This window comes from Agrobacterium sp. CCNWLW32, assembly GCF_037083425.1.
Taxonomy (GTDB): Bacteria; Pseudomonadota; Alphaproteobacteria; order Rhizobiales; family Rhizobiaceae; genus Agrobacterium; species Agrobacterium radiobacter.
Genome location: NZ_JBAOJM010000001.1, coordinates 201,238 through 215,755, shown reverse-complemented (window position 1 = coordinate 215,755; position 14,518 = coordinate 201,238). Strand labels below are relative to the sequence as shown.

15 protein-coding genes are annotated in these 14,518 nt (G+C 59.4%); 6 read left to right on the top strand and 9 right to left on the bottom strand.

Annotation, left to right across the window (positions count from 1 at the left end; all coding sequences use genetic code 11):
• Positions 1-60 precede the first annotated feature (60 nt).
• The gene (locus V6R85_RS01115; protein WP_003509996.1) at positions 61-897 is read right to left on the bottom strand and encodes an undecaprenyl-diphosphate phosphatase; all 837 of its coding nucleotides are present in this window, start codon (positions 895-897) and stop codon (positions 61-63) included.
• 122 nt (positions 898-1,019) lie between these two features.
• Positions 1,020-1,409, bottom strand: coding sequence for a winged helix-turn-helix transcriptional regulator (locus tag V6R85_RS01110; RefSeq protein ID WP_111792160.1), 390 nt, complete (start codon positions 1,407-1,409; stop codon positions 1,020-1,022).
• A 103-nt stretch (positions 1,410-1,512) separates the two neighbouring features.
• Here V6R85_RS01110 and V6R85_RS01105 point away from each other — a divergent pair, with 103 nt between their 5' ends.
• A complete protein-coding gene (locus tag V6R85_RS01105) occupies positions 1,513-2,529 on the top strand; it encodes a zinc-binding alcohol dehydrogenase family protein (protein WP_111834259.1) in 1,017 nt (338 codons plus the stop codon).
• An 86-nt stretch (positions 2,530-2,615) separates the two neighbouring features.
• Here V6R85_RS01105 and V6R85_RS01100 read toward each other — a convergent pair whose 3' ends face one another.
• The 4 genes from V6R85_RS01100 to V6R85_RS01085 form a co-directional block, all read right to left on the bottom strand.
• Entirely contained in the window at positions 2,616-3,356 is a 741-nt protein-coding gene (locus tag V6R85_RS01100; protein ID WP_020809597.1) for a pentapeptide repeat-containing protein, read from the bottom strand.
• Positions 3,357-3,713: 357 nt separating this feature from the next.
• Entirely contained in the window at positions 3,714-5,378 is a 1,665-nt protein-coding gene (locus tag V6R85_RS01095; RefSeq protein ID WP_111834258.1) for an electron transfer flavoprotein-ubiquinone oxidoreductase, read from the bottom strand.
• A gap of 439 nt (positions 5,379-5,817) precedes the next feature.
• A complete protein-coding gene (locus tag V6R85_RS01090; protein ID WP_111834257.1) occupies positions 5,818-6,321 on the bottom strand; it encodes a hypothetical protein in 504 nt (167 codons plus the stop codon).
• Positions 6,322-6,372: 51 nt separating this feature from the next.
• Positions 6,373-6,933, bottom strand: coding sequence for a hypothetical protein (locus V6R85_RS01085; RefSeq protein WP_336376938.1), 561 nt, complete (start codon positions 6,931-6,933; stop codon positions 6,373-6,375).
• Between the two features lie 135 nt (positions 6,934-7,068).
• Between V6R85_RS01085 and V6R85_RS01080 the strand changes: the two genes are divergently transcribed.
• The gene (locus V6R85_RS01080) at positions 7,069-7,332 is read left to right on the top strand and encodes a hypothetical protein (protein ID WP_162695510.1); all 264 of its coding nucleotides are present in this window, start codon (positions 7,069-7,071) and stop codon (positions 7,330-7,332) included.
• Between the two features lie 15 nt (positions 7,333-7,347).
• Here V6R85_RS01080 and V6R85_RS01075 read toward each other — a convergent pair whose 3' ends face one another.
• Positions 7,348-8,268, bottom strand: coding sequence for a cation diffusion facilitator family transporter (locus V6R85_RS01075; RefSeq protein ID WP_111834256.1), 921 nt, complete (start codon positions 8,266-8,268; stop codon positions 7,348-7,350).
• 182 nt (positions 8,269-8,450) lie between these two features.
• Between V6R85_RS01075 and V6R85_RS01070 the strand changes: the two genes are divergently transcribed.
• Positions 8,451-9,239, top strand: a complete 789-nt coding sequence (locus tag V6R85_RS01070; RefSeq protein ID WP_111834255.1) for an SDR family oxidoreductase — start codon at positions 8,451-8,453, stop codon at positions 9,237-9,239.
• Between the two features lie 22 nt (positions 9,240-9,261).
• Here V6R85_RS01070 and V6R85_RS01065 read toward each other — a convergent pair whose 3' ends face one another.
• Positions 9,262-10,239, bottom strand: coding sequence for a GGDEF domain-containing protein (locus V6R85_RS01065; RefSeq protein ID WP_162695512.1), 978 nt, complete (start codon positions 10,237-10,239; stop codon positions 9,262-9,264).
• Between the two features lie 303 nt (positions 10,240-10,542).
• On the opposite strand from V6R85_RS01065, the gene V6R85_RS01060 reads away from it, so the two are divergent.
• The 3 genes from V6R85_RS01060 to V6R85_RS01050 all read left to right on the top strand — a co-directional run bounded on the left by V6R85_RS01060 (position 10,543) and on the right by V6R85_RS01050 (position 13,128).
• A complete protein-coding gene (locus tag V6R85_RS01060) occupies positions 10,543-11,841 on the top strand; it encodes an Hsp70 family protein (RefSeq protein ID WP_035213543.1) in 1,299 nt (432 codons plus the stop codon).
• A gap of 43 nt (positions 11,842-11,884) precedes the next feature.
• Positions 11,885-12,784: a uracil-DNA glycosylase gene (locus V6R85_RS01055; protein ID WP_065694918.1), complete on the top strand. Its 900-nt coding sequence runs from the start codon at positions 11,885-11,887 to the stop codon at positions 12,782-12,784.
• Between the two features lie 152 nt (positions 12,785-12,936).
• Complete coding sequence (locus V6R85_RS01050; protein WP_003509784.1) at positions 12,937-13,128, top strand: hypothetical protein; 192 nt, start codon at positions 12,937-12,939, stop codon at positions 13,126-13,128.
• A 264-nt stretch (positions 13,129-13,392) separates the two neighbouring features.
• Here V6R85_RS01050 and V6R85_RS01045 read toward each other — a convergent pair whose 3' ends face one another.
• Positions 13,393-14,328 carry a DMT family transporter gene (locus tag V6R85_RS01045; RefSeq protein WP_020809591.1) on the bottom strand — a complete coding sequence of 312 codons (936 nt, stop codon included), beginning with the start codon at positions 14,326-14,328 and terminating at the stop codon, positions 13,393-13,395.
• Between the last annotated feature and the right edge of the window lie 190 nt (positions 14,329-14,518).

Below are 14,518 nucleotides of genomic sequence, written 5' to 3'. Positions count from 1 at the left end.
GGCCCGTTCGAAAGAGCGGGCCTTTTCATTTGCGATGGGAAAAAGCGAGAAGCCCTGCCCTCAGCCGCCGGCATTGATGACGCCCGTTCCCAGTAGGGCGAGCAGGATGAAACCGATGACCACGCGGTACCAGACAAAGGGCATGTAGCTCTTGGTCGAGACCAGCTTGAGGAAAACCACGATCACGGCGTAACCGACCACGAAGGCGATGAGGGTCGCAAGCCCGGTCTGCCCCCAGCCGACCGGATTGTCCTCACCGATGCTCTTGAAGAGCTGGTAGAAGCCGGAGCCGAAGACGGCGGGAACGGCGAGCAGGAAGGAATAACGCGCCGCCGCCTCGCGGGTGTAGCCCAGAAGCAGGCCGGCGCTGATGGTGCCGCCCGAACGCGAAACACCGGGGATGAGCGCCATGGCCTGCGCGAAACCGAACAGGATGCCATCGCGCCAGATCAGCTGGTTGAGCTTGTAACGCTTCTCCCCGATCCTGTCGGCAAGACCGAGAACGATGCCAAAGACGATCAACATCACAGCGGTGATATAGAGGTTGCGCAGCGAATGTTCGATGGCATCCTTGAAGAACAGGCCCAGAAACACGATCGGCACCGAACCGACGATGATCAGCCAGCCCAGCCGGGCATCAGCCTTGTTATATTCGCCAAGGCGCAGGTTCTGCCGCAGCCAGGCGGCTGCAATCCGCATGATATCGGACCAGAAATAGACCAGCACCGCCATTTCCGTGCCGATCTGGGTAATTGCGGTGAAGGCGGCCCCGGGATCCGCGCCGGAGGGCAGGAACTCCCCGGCAATCCTCAGATGCGCGCTTGAAGAAATCGGAAGAAACTCCGTAAGTCCTTGCAAAAGGCCGAGAAATCCGGCCTCCATCCAACCCATGCTCATGTGCTTTGATGTCCCTGCTGCGAATCGAGTTTGCAGCATTATGCATCAATCGGGGCAAATCCGTGTTGCATCGCACCATGAAAAATGGCCCTCACGGGACGTGCTTTTACCTGTGATTTCTCTCAGGCCGCCTTCTCCGCAGCCTGCGGAAGCTGGGTGTATTTCGCGCCGTTCTTGCAGACGACATGGGCGTCCCCCCAGCTTTTCAGCGCCGAGATGACCGGCCGCATCGTCTCGCCAAGCGGCGTCAGCGCATAATCCACCCGCGGCGGCACCACCGGGAAGACGGTGCGCGAAATCAGGCCCGCTTCCTCCAGTTCCCGCAGCTGCTTGGTCAGCATGCGCTGGGTGACGCTGGGAATATGGCGGCGCAGCTCGTTGAAGCGCAGCGTGCCTTCATTGATGAGGTGATAAAGGATCACGCCCTTCCATTTGCCGTCGAGAAAACTCAAGGCCGATTCCACCGGGCAGCCGGGAAAGTTGCCGGTGAGCTTGGCGCGCGGTCGCGACATCACAGTATCCTTTTTGTATGTATCATCACAAAATGTGCATTCTTGCGATCAGCGTTCATATGTATCAAGTAAGAGGCACGCAAACAAGCAAAGGAGACTGTTCATGCGCGCCATCGGTTACAGGACCAGCCAGCCCATCACGGCGAAAGACGCCCTCGTCGATATCGACCTGCCCCAGCCGGAAGCGAAAGGGCACGACATTCTGGTGGAAGTGAAGGCCGTTTCGGTAAACCCCGTCGACACCAAGGTGCGCCGCAACCAGACGCCGGAAAACGGCGAACCGCGCGTGCTCGGCTTCGATGCTGCCGGCGTGGTGAAGACCGTCGGCGACAAGGTCTCGCTGTTCAAGCCCGGCGACGAGGTATTCTACGCCGGTGTCATCAACCGCCCCGGCTCCAACAGCGAATTCCATCTCGTCGATGAGCGCATTGTCGGAACAAAGCCCAAATCATTGAATTTCGAGGAAGCGGCCGCCCTGCCGCTGACCGCGATCACCGCTTATGAGACGCTGTTCGACCGGCTGCGGGTGAAGGAACCGGTTCCGGGCGCAGCCAACGCCGTTCTGGTCATCGGCGGCGCTGGTGGCGTCGGCTCCATCGCCGTCCAGCTTCTGCGGGCGCTAACCGACCTCACCGTCATCGCCACCGCTTCGCGGCCGGAAACGATTGCCTGGGTGAAAGAACTCGGCGCGCATCACGTCATCGATCACAGCAAGCCGATCGCGCCGCAGGTGGAAGCGCTCGGGCTCGGTGCGCCGGGCTTCGTCTTTTCCACCACCCATAGCGACATTCATGCCGCCGACAGTGTGGCGACCATCGCGCCGCAGGGCCGTTTCGCGCTGATCGACGATCCGGCCGGCGGTTTCGACGTCATGGCCTTCAAGCGCAAATGCGTATCGATCCATTGGGAAATGATGTTCGCCCGCGCCGTCTTCCAGACGCCTGACATGATCGAGCAGCACCGGCTGCTCAACCACGTGGCCGAGCTTGTCGATGCCGGCAAGATCAAGACGACGCTGACCGAGGTTTTCGGCACCATCACTGCCGCAAATCTCATCAAGGCGCACGCGCTGATCGAAAGCAACAAGGCCAAGGGCAAGATCGTGCTTTCGGGCTTCTGATCAGCAACGAGGCGTCCGCATCGCGGGCGCTTCTCTCCGCTTACGGATGTATTTGGGCCGTGCGCAAAACCGCGCGGCCATTCCTGTCAATCGTCGTCCGGGTCTTCCGGGCACGGCCAGGAGGCCGGCGCGGTGAGGCCGTTCGGTAATTTGGTCTTGGCGTCACCGCAGGCAATATCGATCTGTTTCTGGTCGAGCCCGGTGGCGGTGGAAAGATCGACCCCTTCAATCCGGGTCAGGAGCAGGAAGGCGCTGGTGAAATCGACAGGACCGCCAAGCTTCGCACCGCCGAAGCGGGCGCGTGACAGGTTGGTGAGCGAGAATTTCGAGCCGTTCAGCGTCGCACCCTCAAAATCAGCACGGCCGAGTTCAGCCTTGGTGAAATCCGTGCCGTCCAGCTTGGTGTTTTCGAATTTGGTCCGCTGCATTTCGGCATTGACGAATTTGGCATTGGTGGCGTCGGCGGCGGAAAAATCGCTGCGATAAGCTTCCACCTTGGTCAGGTTGGCGCCCTGAAGGTTCGCCTCGCCAAGGGCGGTACGGATGAGCTTGGCCTTTTCGAGATTGGCGCCCTTCAGCGAAGAACCGCGCAGATCCGTATAGGTGAAATCCGTGCCGTAGAGCATCGCCGAATCGAGATTGCTGCCGCCCAGCATCAGCAGACGCTTGTTGCATTCGCGCCAGTCGATGCCGGCCATGGCATCGGTACGGCAGCTTGCGGCCACCAGCGGGCCGCCGCTGAAAGAAACGGCAATCATCGCAAGCGCCGCCACACCGGCAACGCACCCTGTCTTCCGCACGATATTCAGCCTTTGAAAGCCGGACATTCTTTCACTCCCTGTCGTCTTGCGACGGCACCTAGGACCATATGCACGTTCAAGGCGTTACCGCATCGCTTAACCACAATCCACGGGCCACGCGACCATGCAACACCCCAACATCCTATATGTAAGAAATCGAAGAGCAATCCACAAATACTGACGGGGGACGGGCCATCAACGCTGCTCTTTCGTCATGCCGGACTAGATTCGGCATCCAGTCACGGCGCGTCTGCGCCGTGAGGAGAGTCTTTTACGATCAAAGACTTGATCGCGCCGGCCCCCGAATCAAATCCGGGGTGACGGCGTTCAAACGCCACGGCGTCGCTAAACGACGTCAACGATCCAGACGGTTCGGACCCACCATCACATATTGGCGTAAACCGGCCCTTCGCCACCCTGCGGCGGCACCCAGTTGATGTTCTGGTTGGGGTCCTTGATGTCGCAGGTCTTGCAGTGCACGCAGTTCTGCGCGTTGATGACGTAGACCTCCTGGCCGTCCTTCTCCACCCACTCATAAACACCGGCCGGACAATAACGCGTGGACGGGCCGGCAAAGACGTCGTGTTCGGAGCGCTTCTGCAGCTCCATGTCCTTCACCTGAAGGTGGACCGGCTGGTCTTCCTCATGGTTGGTGGAGGACAGGAACACCGAGGACAGGCGGTCGAAGGTCAGGACGCCATCAGGCTTCGGATAGGCGATCGGCTTGTGCTTCGAAGCGGGCTCGAGGCTCTGCGCATCCGTCTTGCCGTGCTTCAGCGTGCCGAAGAAGGAGAAGCCGAACAGCTGGTTCGTCCACATGTCGAGACCGCCAAGGCCGACACCGACGAGCGTGCCGAATTTCGACCACAGCGGCTTGACGTTGCGGACCCGCTTCAGGTCCTTGCCGATATCGCCTTCGCGCCATTCGGCCTCGATCTCGGCCACCTCATCATGGGCGCGGCCGGCGGCAATCGCCACGGCGATCTTCTCCGCAGCCAGCATGCCCGACAGCACCGCATTGTGGCTGCCCTTGATGCGCGGCACGTTGACGAAACCGGCGGAACAGCCGATCAGCGCGCCGCCCGGGAAGGTGAGCTTCGGCACCGACTGGTAGCCACCTTCGGTAATTGCGCGCGCACCATAGGAAATGCGCTTGCCGCCCTCGAAGGTGTCGCGGATGGCCGGATGTGTCTTGAAACGCTGGAATTCCTCGAAAGGATAAAGATAGGGGTTCTTGTAATTGAGGTGCACCACGAAGCCGACGGCAACGAGATTGTCCTCCAGATGATACAGGAACGAGCCGCCGCCGGTCTTGAAACCGAGCGGCCAACCGAAGGAATGCTGCACGAGGCCCTGTTTGTGGTGTTCCGGCTTGACCTGCCAGAGCTCCTTGATGCCGATGCCGAATTTCTGCGGCTCGCGATCTTTCGAGAGGTCGAATTTGGAAATCAGCTGCTTGGCGAGCGATCCACGCACGCCCTCTCCAACAAGCACATATTTGCCGTGCAGTTCCATGCCGCGGGTGAAGTTCGGACCCGGCTCGCCGTTCTTCTCGATGCCCATGTCGCCGGTGGCGACACCGATGACGGCGCCTTCGTCATTATAAAGCACTTCCGTTGCGGCAAAGCCCGGATAGATCTCGACACCGAGAGCCTCCGCCTTTTCCGCCAGCCACCGACAGACCAGCCCAAGCGAGACGATATAATTGCCGTGATTGTTCATGAGCGGCGGCATCATGAAATTCGGCAGGCGGATGGAGCCGGCCGGGCCCAGGAACATGAACTGGTCGTCCTTGACCTCGGTCTTGAAGGGATGCCCCTCCTCTTCGCGCCAGCCGGGCAGAAGACGGTCGATGCCGATGGGATCGACCACCGCGCCCGAGAGGATGTGCGCACCGACTTCCGCGCCTTTTTCCAGAACGACGACCGAGAGCTCGGGCTCCACCTGCTTCAGGCGGATCGCGGCGGCAAGACCCGCAGGACCCGCGCCAACGATCACAACGTCGAATTCCATCGCTTCGCGTTCGGGCAGTTCCATCGCTTCCGTCATCTCGTCCTCTCAGATCGCCGGTCCCATCCGGCTGTTGTTATATATCCGCTTACCGGCATCGTCGGCGCATCGCCTGCGCCGGACAAAAAGCCATCCGCGACACCGCATTTACCAGCGTCTGTCTTCGCAAAGCAGGACGCCTTTGTCGAGCTTCTATAGCGGCAAAACATGTCGCACGCCAGTCAATTGTCAGACAACCTGATGATTGAATTATTACTTTTACGTTCACGTAAGATTTAAAATAGAAGCTGGGAGTGTAGGCGTCAAGGGTAGTCGGCATTTGTGCCACTCTCGCGTTTACCGCGGCTGAAACGCCCATTCGGCTCGCTTCATCAATGGCGGCGTTTCCGTTTGCGCCAATACCGGACATCAACGACACTCTTTTCACGAGATGGGATAGCCAAAACCGCCTCGTGCCATATCTCAGCCATAACGTCAGCTATTCTGTCGCTGGCGGAGACGGTAAGCCTTTAATTGGCTTCGGTCCACTAAGCATCGCTCCCTGGATCCGCACCAGTTGTTCGTCTCGCTGAGAGCTATACGAAAGGTTGGACGTAGCGAGAATAGCCAGTGGAAAGTCGGAGTTGGCAATCGCATGGTCGATGATCCGCACTAGCGCCGCATCTCGCTCACCAGAATACGTAAGCATCTCAGCGCTGCGTACTAAGTTCCAATCCGCGTCGCTCACCCCCTTGATTTCGGCGATCTCTTTCTCGGGTCGACTCATCATGTATCGCGGCAACGCGGTCATTCCGAACATGTAGAGAAAATAGATGCCCAGCATGCCGCCGATAACAACGATCGGAGTCAACGCCTTAACAAAACCGGAGACAGACTCATCTGACTGTCCTCCCGCTTGAGCTTTCGAAAGCAGAGGGGGTATCAACCCGAAAAGTGCCGCAACCACGGTGAGAATAGCGGCTATGAAACCCAGAAAATCCAAAGCAAAATCCTCGAAAACTGCGAAATTTATCGGCGGAAAGCGGACAGCTCCCTAGTGGCTAGTTTGGGGGCGAGGAGAGGATGTATTCGATGATGGTGTCGGTTCCTCATTCTTTTTTTCTGCCTCGATCTCCGGGTGCTTTAGCATCTCCAAAAAAGCAGCACTCTCTGGTGCAGCCCCGGGGCCGATGCAACCATTATAAAAGTCCGCGACTTTGATAGCTGAGCATCGATCGGAATTCGCTCTCATAAGCTCAAACAACTTGTCTGCGTCTAAGGACAATCGCGCGACTATTGGATAGCCGTCCGAGTCGCTGAACTGAAAGAAGATGTCGGTCGGTGGAGCCTCCTTGTTTTGTAGTACAACCTCGATCATTTCGACTGAGTTTCGATAGGATTCCTCCTGCGTGAGCAGGGGAATAATGTCGAACATCAGGAGGTTTGTGCCAGGGCTGATAACCGCGCGTTGATCGTCACGAAGTCGAACCTTTGTTGCGGCCGCGAGATATTCGCTATGAACGTCCGCTCGTACGAAAACGCCAGCCGCATCCCCACGATTGGTGACAAGCAAACGCACCGTTGTTCCCTCCATCGATATCATCGGGGCAGACATATCGGACTTCGGCCTATGCAACAGACCATATAGGTTTGGTAGGGCAATGCTCAGGACAGACACGAGTGCAGTGAGCAAGGCAAGAACGGTGTTCGAGATCGAGAACAATCCTCGCCAGTCCTGATACGATTGGCAATGAGTACAGATCTTTGCCTGCGGCGGAATGGACAGGTGGCATTGCTTGCAATTCTTGATATCGGCAACCAATTGGTCCATAAGATCGTAACCAAAGACATTGAAAATTGGGCGGTCGGTGGTTGCACCATTTTTCGCGCGTTTGAGTTAGCCGTAAATCAAACGCAACCCATAGTCTATGTGTTTTTAGCGTTATCCAGCGCGGAGTTGCAACCTAACGACGGCAAACCAATGTCCGCTTCGGGCCACAAGCCGATTAGCTAAGATCACTCTCCAACATCAAACCGCCCACTCCTCATCCGTCGTAAACACGATCGTCAACCAGCGGTCACTGCCCTCGCCGCCCAGCGCTTCGCCGATCTCGTCGCGGATCGCATCCCATTCCTCCAGACGCCGGGCCGGCCAGTTCTTCGGCACGATGAAGAAGAGTTCGATCTGACGGCCGCGGCCGACGCGGGCGACATAGGAATAGTGCGAAGCGAAGCCGAATTTTTCCACCGTCTCGGCGGCCACCCTGTCCACATGCTGCTTGAATTCCAGCGGGGTCACCAGAAGGATGTCGGCCAGCGCCTGCTTCACATTGCCGAGCGGCATGGGGATGATCACAAGGCAGACCAGCGCCAGCACGGCCGGGTCGATATAGGGCGAAAGCCATGCCTGCGATGTTCCCGTCAGCCCATAACCCACGGCGAAGGCGATAAAGAGCGCGATGCTCAAAAGCGCGCTCATCAACCAGCTTTTGGCATCCAGCGCCACGAAGGCGGATTTCAGTCGGCGGTTCTGCCTTTTGACGAACCACGCCATGGCGAGCGAGACGGCGAAGCTGAGGAAGGTGACGATGATGGCGTAGTCGAACTCGATCAATCTGCCGCCATCCATCAGGCTGTCGATGGCGTTGATGAGCGCATAGATGGCTGCGCCCATCAACAGCGTGCCGTTGAGGCCGAGCACCATCGGCTCCAGGTGCCAGAAACCCATGGTGAAACGCTCCACCAGTCGGCCGCCCGGCCTTGGCGCTGCGGAGGCGGCGATCAGCCGCGCGACCAGCAGCGCCAGCACCGTCATGAAAGCGTCGGTCAGCGCATAGACACCATCGAAAACCACCGCGAAGGAGCCGGAGAACAGGCCCGCGCCGATACCGAAGAGCGCCAGGAGAACCGTGACGGCAATGGAGAATTTCAGCAGGGATTGTTCTGTCATGACGTGTATTTTTCCTTCAAAACCGGGCGCCACCTTCATAGAGGATTTTCGCCATTCTTCGAATCGCGAAAACGCTCTAACTCTTTGTTTTGTCGCATTTCCGGACGGAAAACCGGGGTCCACTTTTCCTGGAAATGCTCTATAAACAGCACATAGCGCACTCACAAGACAGGATAAAACCCATGGATTTCGGCATTTCCGGCAAACGCGCCCTCGTTCTCGCCTCCTCTCGTGGCCTTGGGCTGGGCATTGCGACGGCGCTGGCGAAAGAAGGCGCGCATGTCCTTCTCGTCGGCAGAAGCGGCGATAAGCTGGAGGCAAACTGCAAGGCGATCAATGCGCTCGGCAAGGGCAAGGCCGACTGGGTCTGGGGCGATCTTGCCGATGACAATTTCGTCGCCGCCATGGTTCAGGCGGTCAAGGACAAGCTCGGCGGCATCGATATTCTCGTCAACAATACCGGCGGTCCGACCCCGGGCCTTGCGCAGGAGATGACGGTCGAAAAGCTCGATACCTTCTTCCAGTCCATGGTGCTGCGCGTCATCACGCTCACCAATGCGCTTCTGCCTGAGATGAAAGAGCAGGGTTTCGGCCGCATCCTCACCGTCGCCTCGTCAGGCGTGTTTGAGCCGATCGCCAATCTTGCGCTTTCCAACACGCTGCGCGGCGCGCTGGTCGGCTGGAGCAAGACGCTGTCCAGCGAAGTAGCCTCCTTCGGCATCACCTCCAACCTGCTCCTGCCCGGCCGTATCCATACCGACCGCATCGATGAGCTTGACGGCGCCAACGCCAAGCGTCTCGGCAAGAGCGTCGAGGAAATCCGAGAGGCCTCCGTCAAGAGCATCCCGGCCGGCCGCCTCGGCACGGTGGAGGAATTCGCCGCCGCCGGCGCTTTCCTCTGCTCGGTTCCGGCAAGCTACATCACCGGCACGATGCTGAGAGTGGATGGCGGCGCGGCGAAGTCGAACTAAGGCCGAATAGATACGAATCCCGTCAGGAGGCCGCTCCGTAAATCACGTAACGGTTCCGGCCGGTATTCTTGGCCTCGTAGAGGGCGGTGTCGGCGCGGCGCAGGACATCGCTCGCGCTCTCGCCTGGATTTGCAAAGGCAATGCCCGCCGAGCAGCTATAGCGGAAATCCGGCACGTCGCTCAGCGGCGATGCCGCGGTCAAAGACAACAGCAGTTTCTGCATGATGATCTCCGCGCTCAACATGCGCGAACCGCCGAAAACGAGCAGGAACTCCTCGCCGCCGATCCGCCCGACCAGATCGTCGCGGGCGACCGCAGCGGAAAGCCGGGCGGCGAAGTCTTTCAGAACCAGATCGCCGCAGGCATGGCCAAAGCGGTCGTTCACCGACTTGAAGTGGTCTATATCAATGATGATGACGGCAAGCGCCTCGGCCTTGTTGGGGCCGAGCCGGTGATTGAGAATATCCATGACGTAGCGGCGGTTGCCGAGACCGGTCAGCTCGTCGCTCAGGGCGGATTTCAACGCCCTGTCCCGCTCCTGGCGAAGATCGCGCAGTTCAACGCCGAGTTCGGAAATATCGGTGACGACGCACAACATCCAGCCACCCGGCAGCGTCGTCTCGGTCGTCAGCATCCAGCGCCCGTCATTGAGGCCGGTCTCGATGGTGCGGAAGGGCAGCTTGCCGCGCCTCGTTCTCGCGGAGCGTAGCCACAGTTCGAAATCGGAGGTCTCGATGGCCGTGCCGGCGGAGTTGCGGTAACCGCTGCGCATGAGATCAACCCATGTCGGAAACTCGTCCGGGCCGAGGCCGAGCGCGGTGCGGAATGCCGTGTTGGCGAAACGCAGTTCATCGCCGCCGTCGAAAAGCGCATAACCCTGCTGCGACGCCTCCATCAGGTCCATGAGATGGCGGTTGAAGCTGTCCGCATCGCCGCGAACGCGGGCGTTTCGCGCCGGCGACACGTCTTCGAGGGTGGAACGGGCCGGCTTTCGGGACATCGGGGCTCCGTCTGCAAACACAACAAATACAAAAATAAATCTGCTCTTTAACGCTATATTTCAGCCTTATACTCGCTTTATGCGAAAAAATATTTAATGCGGGCGGCAGGGCGGCCTTCCACCCATGGCGATTACTTCATGCAAATTTCACAATAAACCCGGGTGCGGGTGCTTGCCATTCCGTCGGCCCTGTGCAATCAACCGCCCTCCTCTGACATCGGGGTGCCAAAGGCATCCCTTATTTTCGCGCTGGGCCGCCTTTCAGGCCGGGCGGGTTTTTCTATCGGCAACAAGGATATGGCGATGACGCAAAAGCGGGCTCTCGGCCTCGATTTCGGCACGACCAACACGGTCATGGCTCTTTCCGACGGCGGCGGCGAAAGCCGTTCCATGCGCTTCACCAGCAGCGCAGGCACGGATGACAGCATGCGCACCGCGCTCTCCTTCATGAAGGATGCCGGCCTGGGTGCGGCCGCCCTGCATGTGGAAGCGGGCCATGCCGCCATCCGCCAGTTCATCGACAATGCCGGCGACTGCCGTTTCCTGCAGTCGATCAAGACATTTGCGGCCTCGCCGCTGTTTCAGGGCACGCTGATCTTCGCCAAGCGCCAGAGCTTCGAGGATCTGATGGACGTGTTCCTGCGCAAGCTGAAGACCTATGCGGGTGAGGAATGGCCAGGTGACGTTTCCACCGTCATCGCCGGCCGGCCGGTGCGTTTCGCCGGCAGCAATCCGGATGAGACGCTGGCGCTTGCCCGTTACAACGAGGCGCTCACCCGGGCAGGTTTCCCTGATATCCATTATGTCTATGAGCCGGTGGCGGCGGCCTATTATTTCGCCCAGAGCCTGAAGAAGGACGCCAATGTGCTGGTGGCGGATTTCGGCGGCGGCACCACGGACTATTCGCTGATCCGTTTCGAAACCCATGCCGGCAAGCTTTCCGCCACCCCCATCGGCCATTCCGGCGTCGGCGTGGCAGGCGACCATTTCGATTTCCGCATGATCGACAATCTGGTCTCGCCCGAGATCGGCAAGGGCAGCAAGTTCAAAAGCTTCGACAAGGTGCTGGATGTACCCTCGGGTTATTACGTGAATTTCGGCCGCTGGAACCAGCTGTCGATCTTCAAGACCTCGAAGGAATTCACCGCGCTGAAATCGCTGGTGCGCTCGGCGCTGGAGCCGGAAAAACTCGAACTCTTCATCGATCTGGTCGACCACGACGAGGGCTACCCGCTCTATCAGGCGATTTCCGCCACCAAGATGGCGCTGTCTTCTGCGGAAGAAGCGGAGTTCAACTTCTCACCGCTCGGCAAGGCCGGCCGCAAGATGGTGAAGCGCAGCGATTTCAACAACTGGATCGCTGACGACCTTGCCAAGATAGAAGAAGCGCTCGACGAGGTTCTGGAAAAGACGAAGGTTGCGCCCGAGGCGATCGACAAGGTGTTCCTGACCGGCGGCACCTCCTTCGTGCCGGCGGTGCGCGAGCTTTTCACCCGCCGTTTCGACGCCGACCGCATCGAAAGCGGCGGCGAGCTGCTCTCGATTGCCCATGGTCTCGCCATGATCGGCGAAAGCGGCGATATTCAGCGCTGGACAGCGTGATTTACGGGTTCCCCGGGCGGGGAACATGGGGTAATTTCCGCCCATGATCGCCGCTCACGACCTCTCCCCGGCCGAACTCGCCGCCCTCCTGCATTTCCATGCGGATGCGGGCGTGGACTGGATGCTGGAAGAGACCCCGGTCGACCGTTTCGCTGAATTCGCCGCCGCCCGCCCTGCCCGATCCGCGCCGGCACAGGATGCGGTGACATCGGCACGCCAGACTGAAAGGCCGGCGGATCGCCGTGCCGACGCACCTCAGCGGCAGGCGGCAACGCGCAGCGCCCCGGCGCGTGGCGCGCCAGCCGCGCCCGCTCTTCAGCAGAATGTCGCCATGCCCGACGAGCAGGCCGTGGCGGCGGCGCGTTTTGCGGCGGAAAGCGCGAGATCGCTTGCCGAGCTGAAAACCGCACTTGAGGGTTTCAGCGGCTGCAACCTCAAGAACAGCGCGCGCAATACGATTTTCACCGCAGGTGATGCCGCCTCCGCCATCATGGTCATCGGCCCGATGCCTGACGCGGATGACGACCGCGAGGGCCTTCCCTTCGCCGGCAAGACCGGGCTTTTGCTCGACCGCATGCTGGCGGCCATCGGGCTTGAGCGCAGCACCATCATGCTCGGCAATGTCGTGCCCTGGCGGCCGCCGGGCAACCGCCCGCCGACGCAGGCCGAGATGGATATCTGCCGCCCCTTCATCGAGCGACAGATCGCGCTTGCCGAGCCGAAACACCTGTTGCTTCTTGGCAACTTCACCGCACGTTTCTTCTTTGGCGGCACCGGCACCATCCATACGCTGCGTGGACAGTGGCGTGATGTCGCAGCCGGACACCTGGTTTTGCCGGCTCTCGCAAGCCTGCACCCACAGGAACTGTTGAACGCGCCAGCGAGTAAGTCATTGGCATGGCAGGATTTATTGGCTTTTCAGGCAAAGATCACCCAAGGCTGACTGCCTCATTCCTACTCAATGTAAATGAATTATGAAAAAAGCCATGCGCATTACGCATAACAGCGGCGCATTTGGCCGGCTTGCCGAATCCATGCTGCGCTGCGATATAGCGATCATGTCTTGGGAGGAATTCGGTTTAAGGAACCAAGGCAATGACCACTCGCTTCCGTCCGGTACATTCCGGCTTTGAAACGCTCCGCCTGGCGGGCCTCGGCCCTCGCTCCAGTCAGGGCTACCATCGTTTCGGCGCAGCCGCAAACGAACAGATGACCGCACGCGCTGCCATGCAGCAGGTCCGCGTGACGCGTCCCTCGGCAGTCTTCGCGGATTTCCGCGAGCGCTGAGAAGCACTCAGGCCAGTCTAGCACTGGCCCATAGATATGATTGCGCGCTGGCGTCTTTCTTCGGGAAGGCGCCTTTTGCTTTTGCGTGTTTTCACGATTATAGACCTCCGTCATGCCGGACCCGATCCGGCATCCAGCCAGCCCAAGTCCTTGGGCTGAAAGGAGTCTTTCCAACACGCAGACGCGTGTCGACTGGATTCCGGCTCATGGCCGGAATGACGGACACACAAAACGGCCAGCGTATAGCGGCCGAGGAAACATCCCTCACCCCTGCGGCGTCGAAGCCTTGCGCGCCGCCCGTCTCGCCAATCCCAGCTGATGTTCGCGGAAAATGATGAAGATACCGGCGAGGATCACGATCGCCGTACCGATCAGCATTGTCACCGTCGGAATATCTCCAAACAGAATGTAGGACACCGCGATGCCGAAGACGATGGAGCTGTATTCGAAGGGCGCGATAACGGAGACTTCCGCATGGCGGTAACTCTCCGTCAGGAAGATTTGCGCGACGCCGCCGCAGATGCCGCTGGTGATCAAGAGCATCGCCTGCGTCACGCTCAGCGAATTCCAGCCGAAGGGCACGCTGATGAGCGATAACAAAGTGGCGGTGAGCGAAAAATAGAGCACGATGGTCGGCGTCTTTTCCGTTTCCACCAATTGCCGCACCTGGATCATGGCCAGACCGCCCAGCGCCGCGCCGCATAGCACGGCAATGGCCCCCAGCCCCTCACCCGCGGCAAAGCCGCCCTCACTCAGAAGCGTCATCTTCGGCCACAGAATCACCAGCACGCCCATCATGCCGACAAACACCGCACTCCAGCGATAGATGCGCACCTTTTCATGCAGGATGAAGGCGGCGAAAACGACGGCGAGAAGCGGCGAGGCATAACCGATGGCGATGAATTCCGGCAGCGGCAGCATGGTCAGCCCATAAAAACCGCAGGCCATCGAGAGGATGCCCAGAAAACCGCGCTTGAAATGGCCGAGGAGATTGTTGGTGTGCAGCGCGCTCGCCAGCGCATGCAGCCAGGCGAGATAAACGACGATCGGGATGATGGCGAAGGCGGAACGGAAGAAGGTGATCTGGCCGGCCGGCACGTCACCTGCGGCCTTGATGCAGGTCTGCATGACAAGAAAAAAGCCGACCGAAATCAGCTTCATGCTAATCCCGCGAAAGGGATTCATCGGTTCGGCGTTCATTGGCAGTTACTCATATCGGCTGCGCAAACACGCCATCGGGAGATTTTCATGCGGGAGAGGACGACGCAGGGGAAGTGGATGTCCCAAGGCTAGAGCATTCTTCCGGGGCTTTACAACAAAAAATGTTATTCACTCATGAATTCCGTTGATCTGGCTGGGGTTCGTTATCATGGGCTCAGGGAACGATCGC

Bases quoted from the DNA above. Each gene is read 5' to 3' on its own strand.
- V6R85_RS01115 (WP_003509996.1), bottom strand. From the start codon at position 897: ATGAGCATGGGTTGGATGGAGGCCGGATTTCTCGGCCTTTTGCAAGGA.
- V6R85_RS01110 (WP_111792160.1), bottom strand. From the start codon at position 1,409: ATGTCGCGACCGCGCGCCAAGCTCACCGGCAACTTTCCCGGCTGCCCG.
- V6R85_RS01105 (WP_111834259.1), top strand. From the start codon at position 1,513: ATGCGCGCCATCGGTTACAGGACCAGCCAGCCCATCACGGCGAAAGAC.
- V6R85_RS01100 (WP_020809597.1), bottom strand. From the start codon at position 3,356: ATGTCCGGCTTTCAAAGGCTGAATATCGTGCGGAAGACAGGGTGCGTT.
- V6R85_RS01095 (WP_111834258.1), bottom strand. From the start codon at position 5,378: ATGACGGAAGCGATGGAACTGCCCGAACGCGAAGCGATGGAATTCGAC.
- V6R85_RS01085 (WP_336376938.1), bottom strand. From the start codon at position 6,933: ATGTCTGCCCCGATGATATCGATGGAGGGAACAACGGTGCGTTTGCTT.
- V6R85_RS01080 (WP_162695510.1), top strand. From the start codon at position 7,069: ATGAGTACAGATCTTTGCCTGCGGCGGAATGGACAGGTGGCATTGCTT.
- V6R85_RS01075 (WP_111834256.1), bottom strand. From the start codon at position 8,268: ATGACAGAACAATCCCTGCTGAAATTCTCCATTGCCGTCACGGTTCTC.
- V6R85_RS01070 (WP_111834255.1), top strand. From the start codon at position 8,451: ATGGATTTCGGCATTTCCGGCAAACGCGCCCTCGTTCTCGCCTCCTCT.
- V6R85_RS01065 (WP_162695512.1), bottom strand. From the start codon at position 10,239: ATGTCCCGAAAGCCGGCCCGTTCCACCCTCGAAGACGTGTCGCCGGCG.
- V6R85_RS01060 (WP_035213543.1), top strand. From the start codon at position 10,543: ATGACGCAAAAGCGGGCTCTCGGCCTCGATTTCGGCACGACCAACACG.
- V6R85_RS01055 (WP_065694918.1), top strand. From the start codon at position 11,885: ATGATCGCCGCTCACGACCTCTCCCCGGCCGAACTCGCCGCCCTCCTG.
- V6R85_RS01050 (WP_003509784.1), top strand. From the start codon at position 12,937: ATGACCACTCGCTTCCGTCCGGTACATTCCGGCTTTGAAACGCTCCGC.
- V6R85_RS01045 (WP_020809591.1), bottom strand. From the start codon at position 14,328: ATGAACGCCGAACCGATGAATCCCTTTCGCGGGATTAGCATGAAGCTG.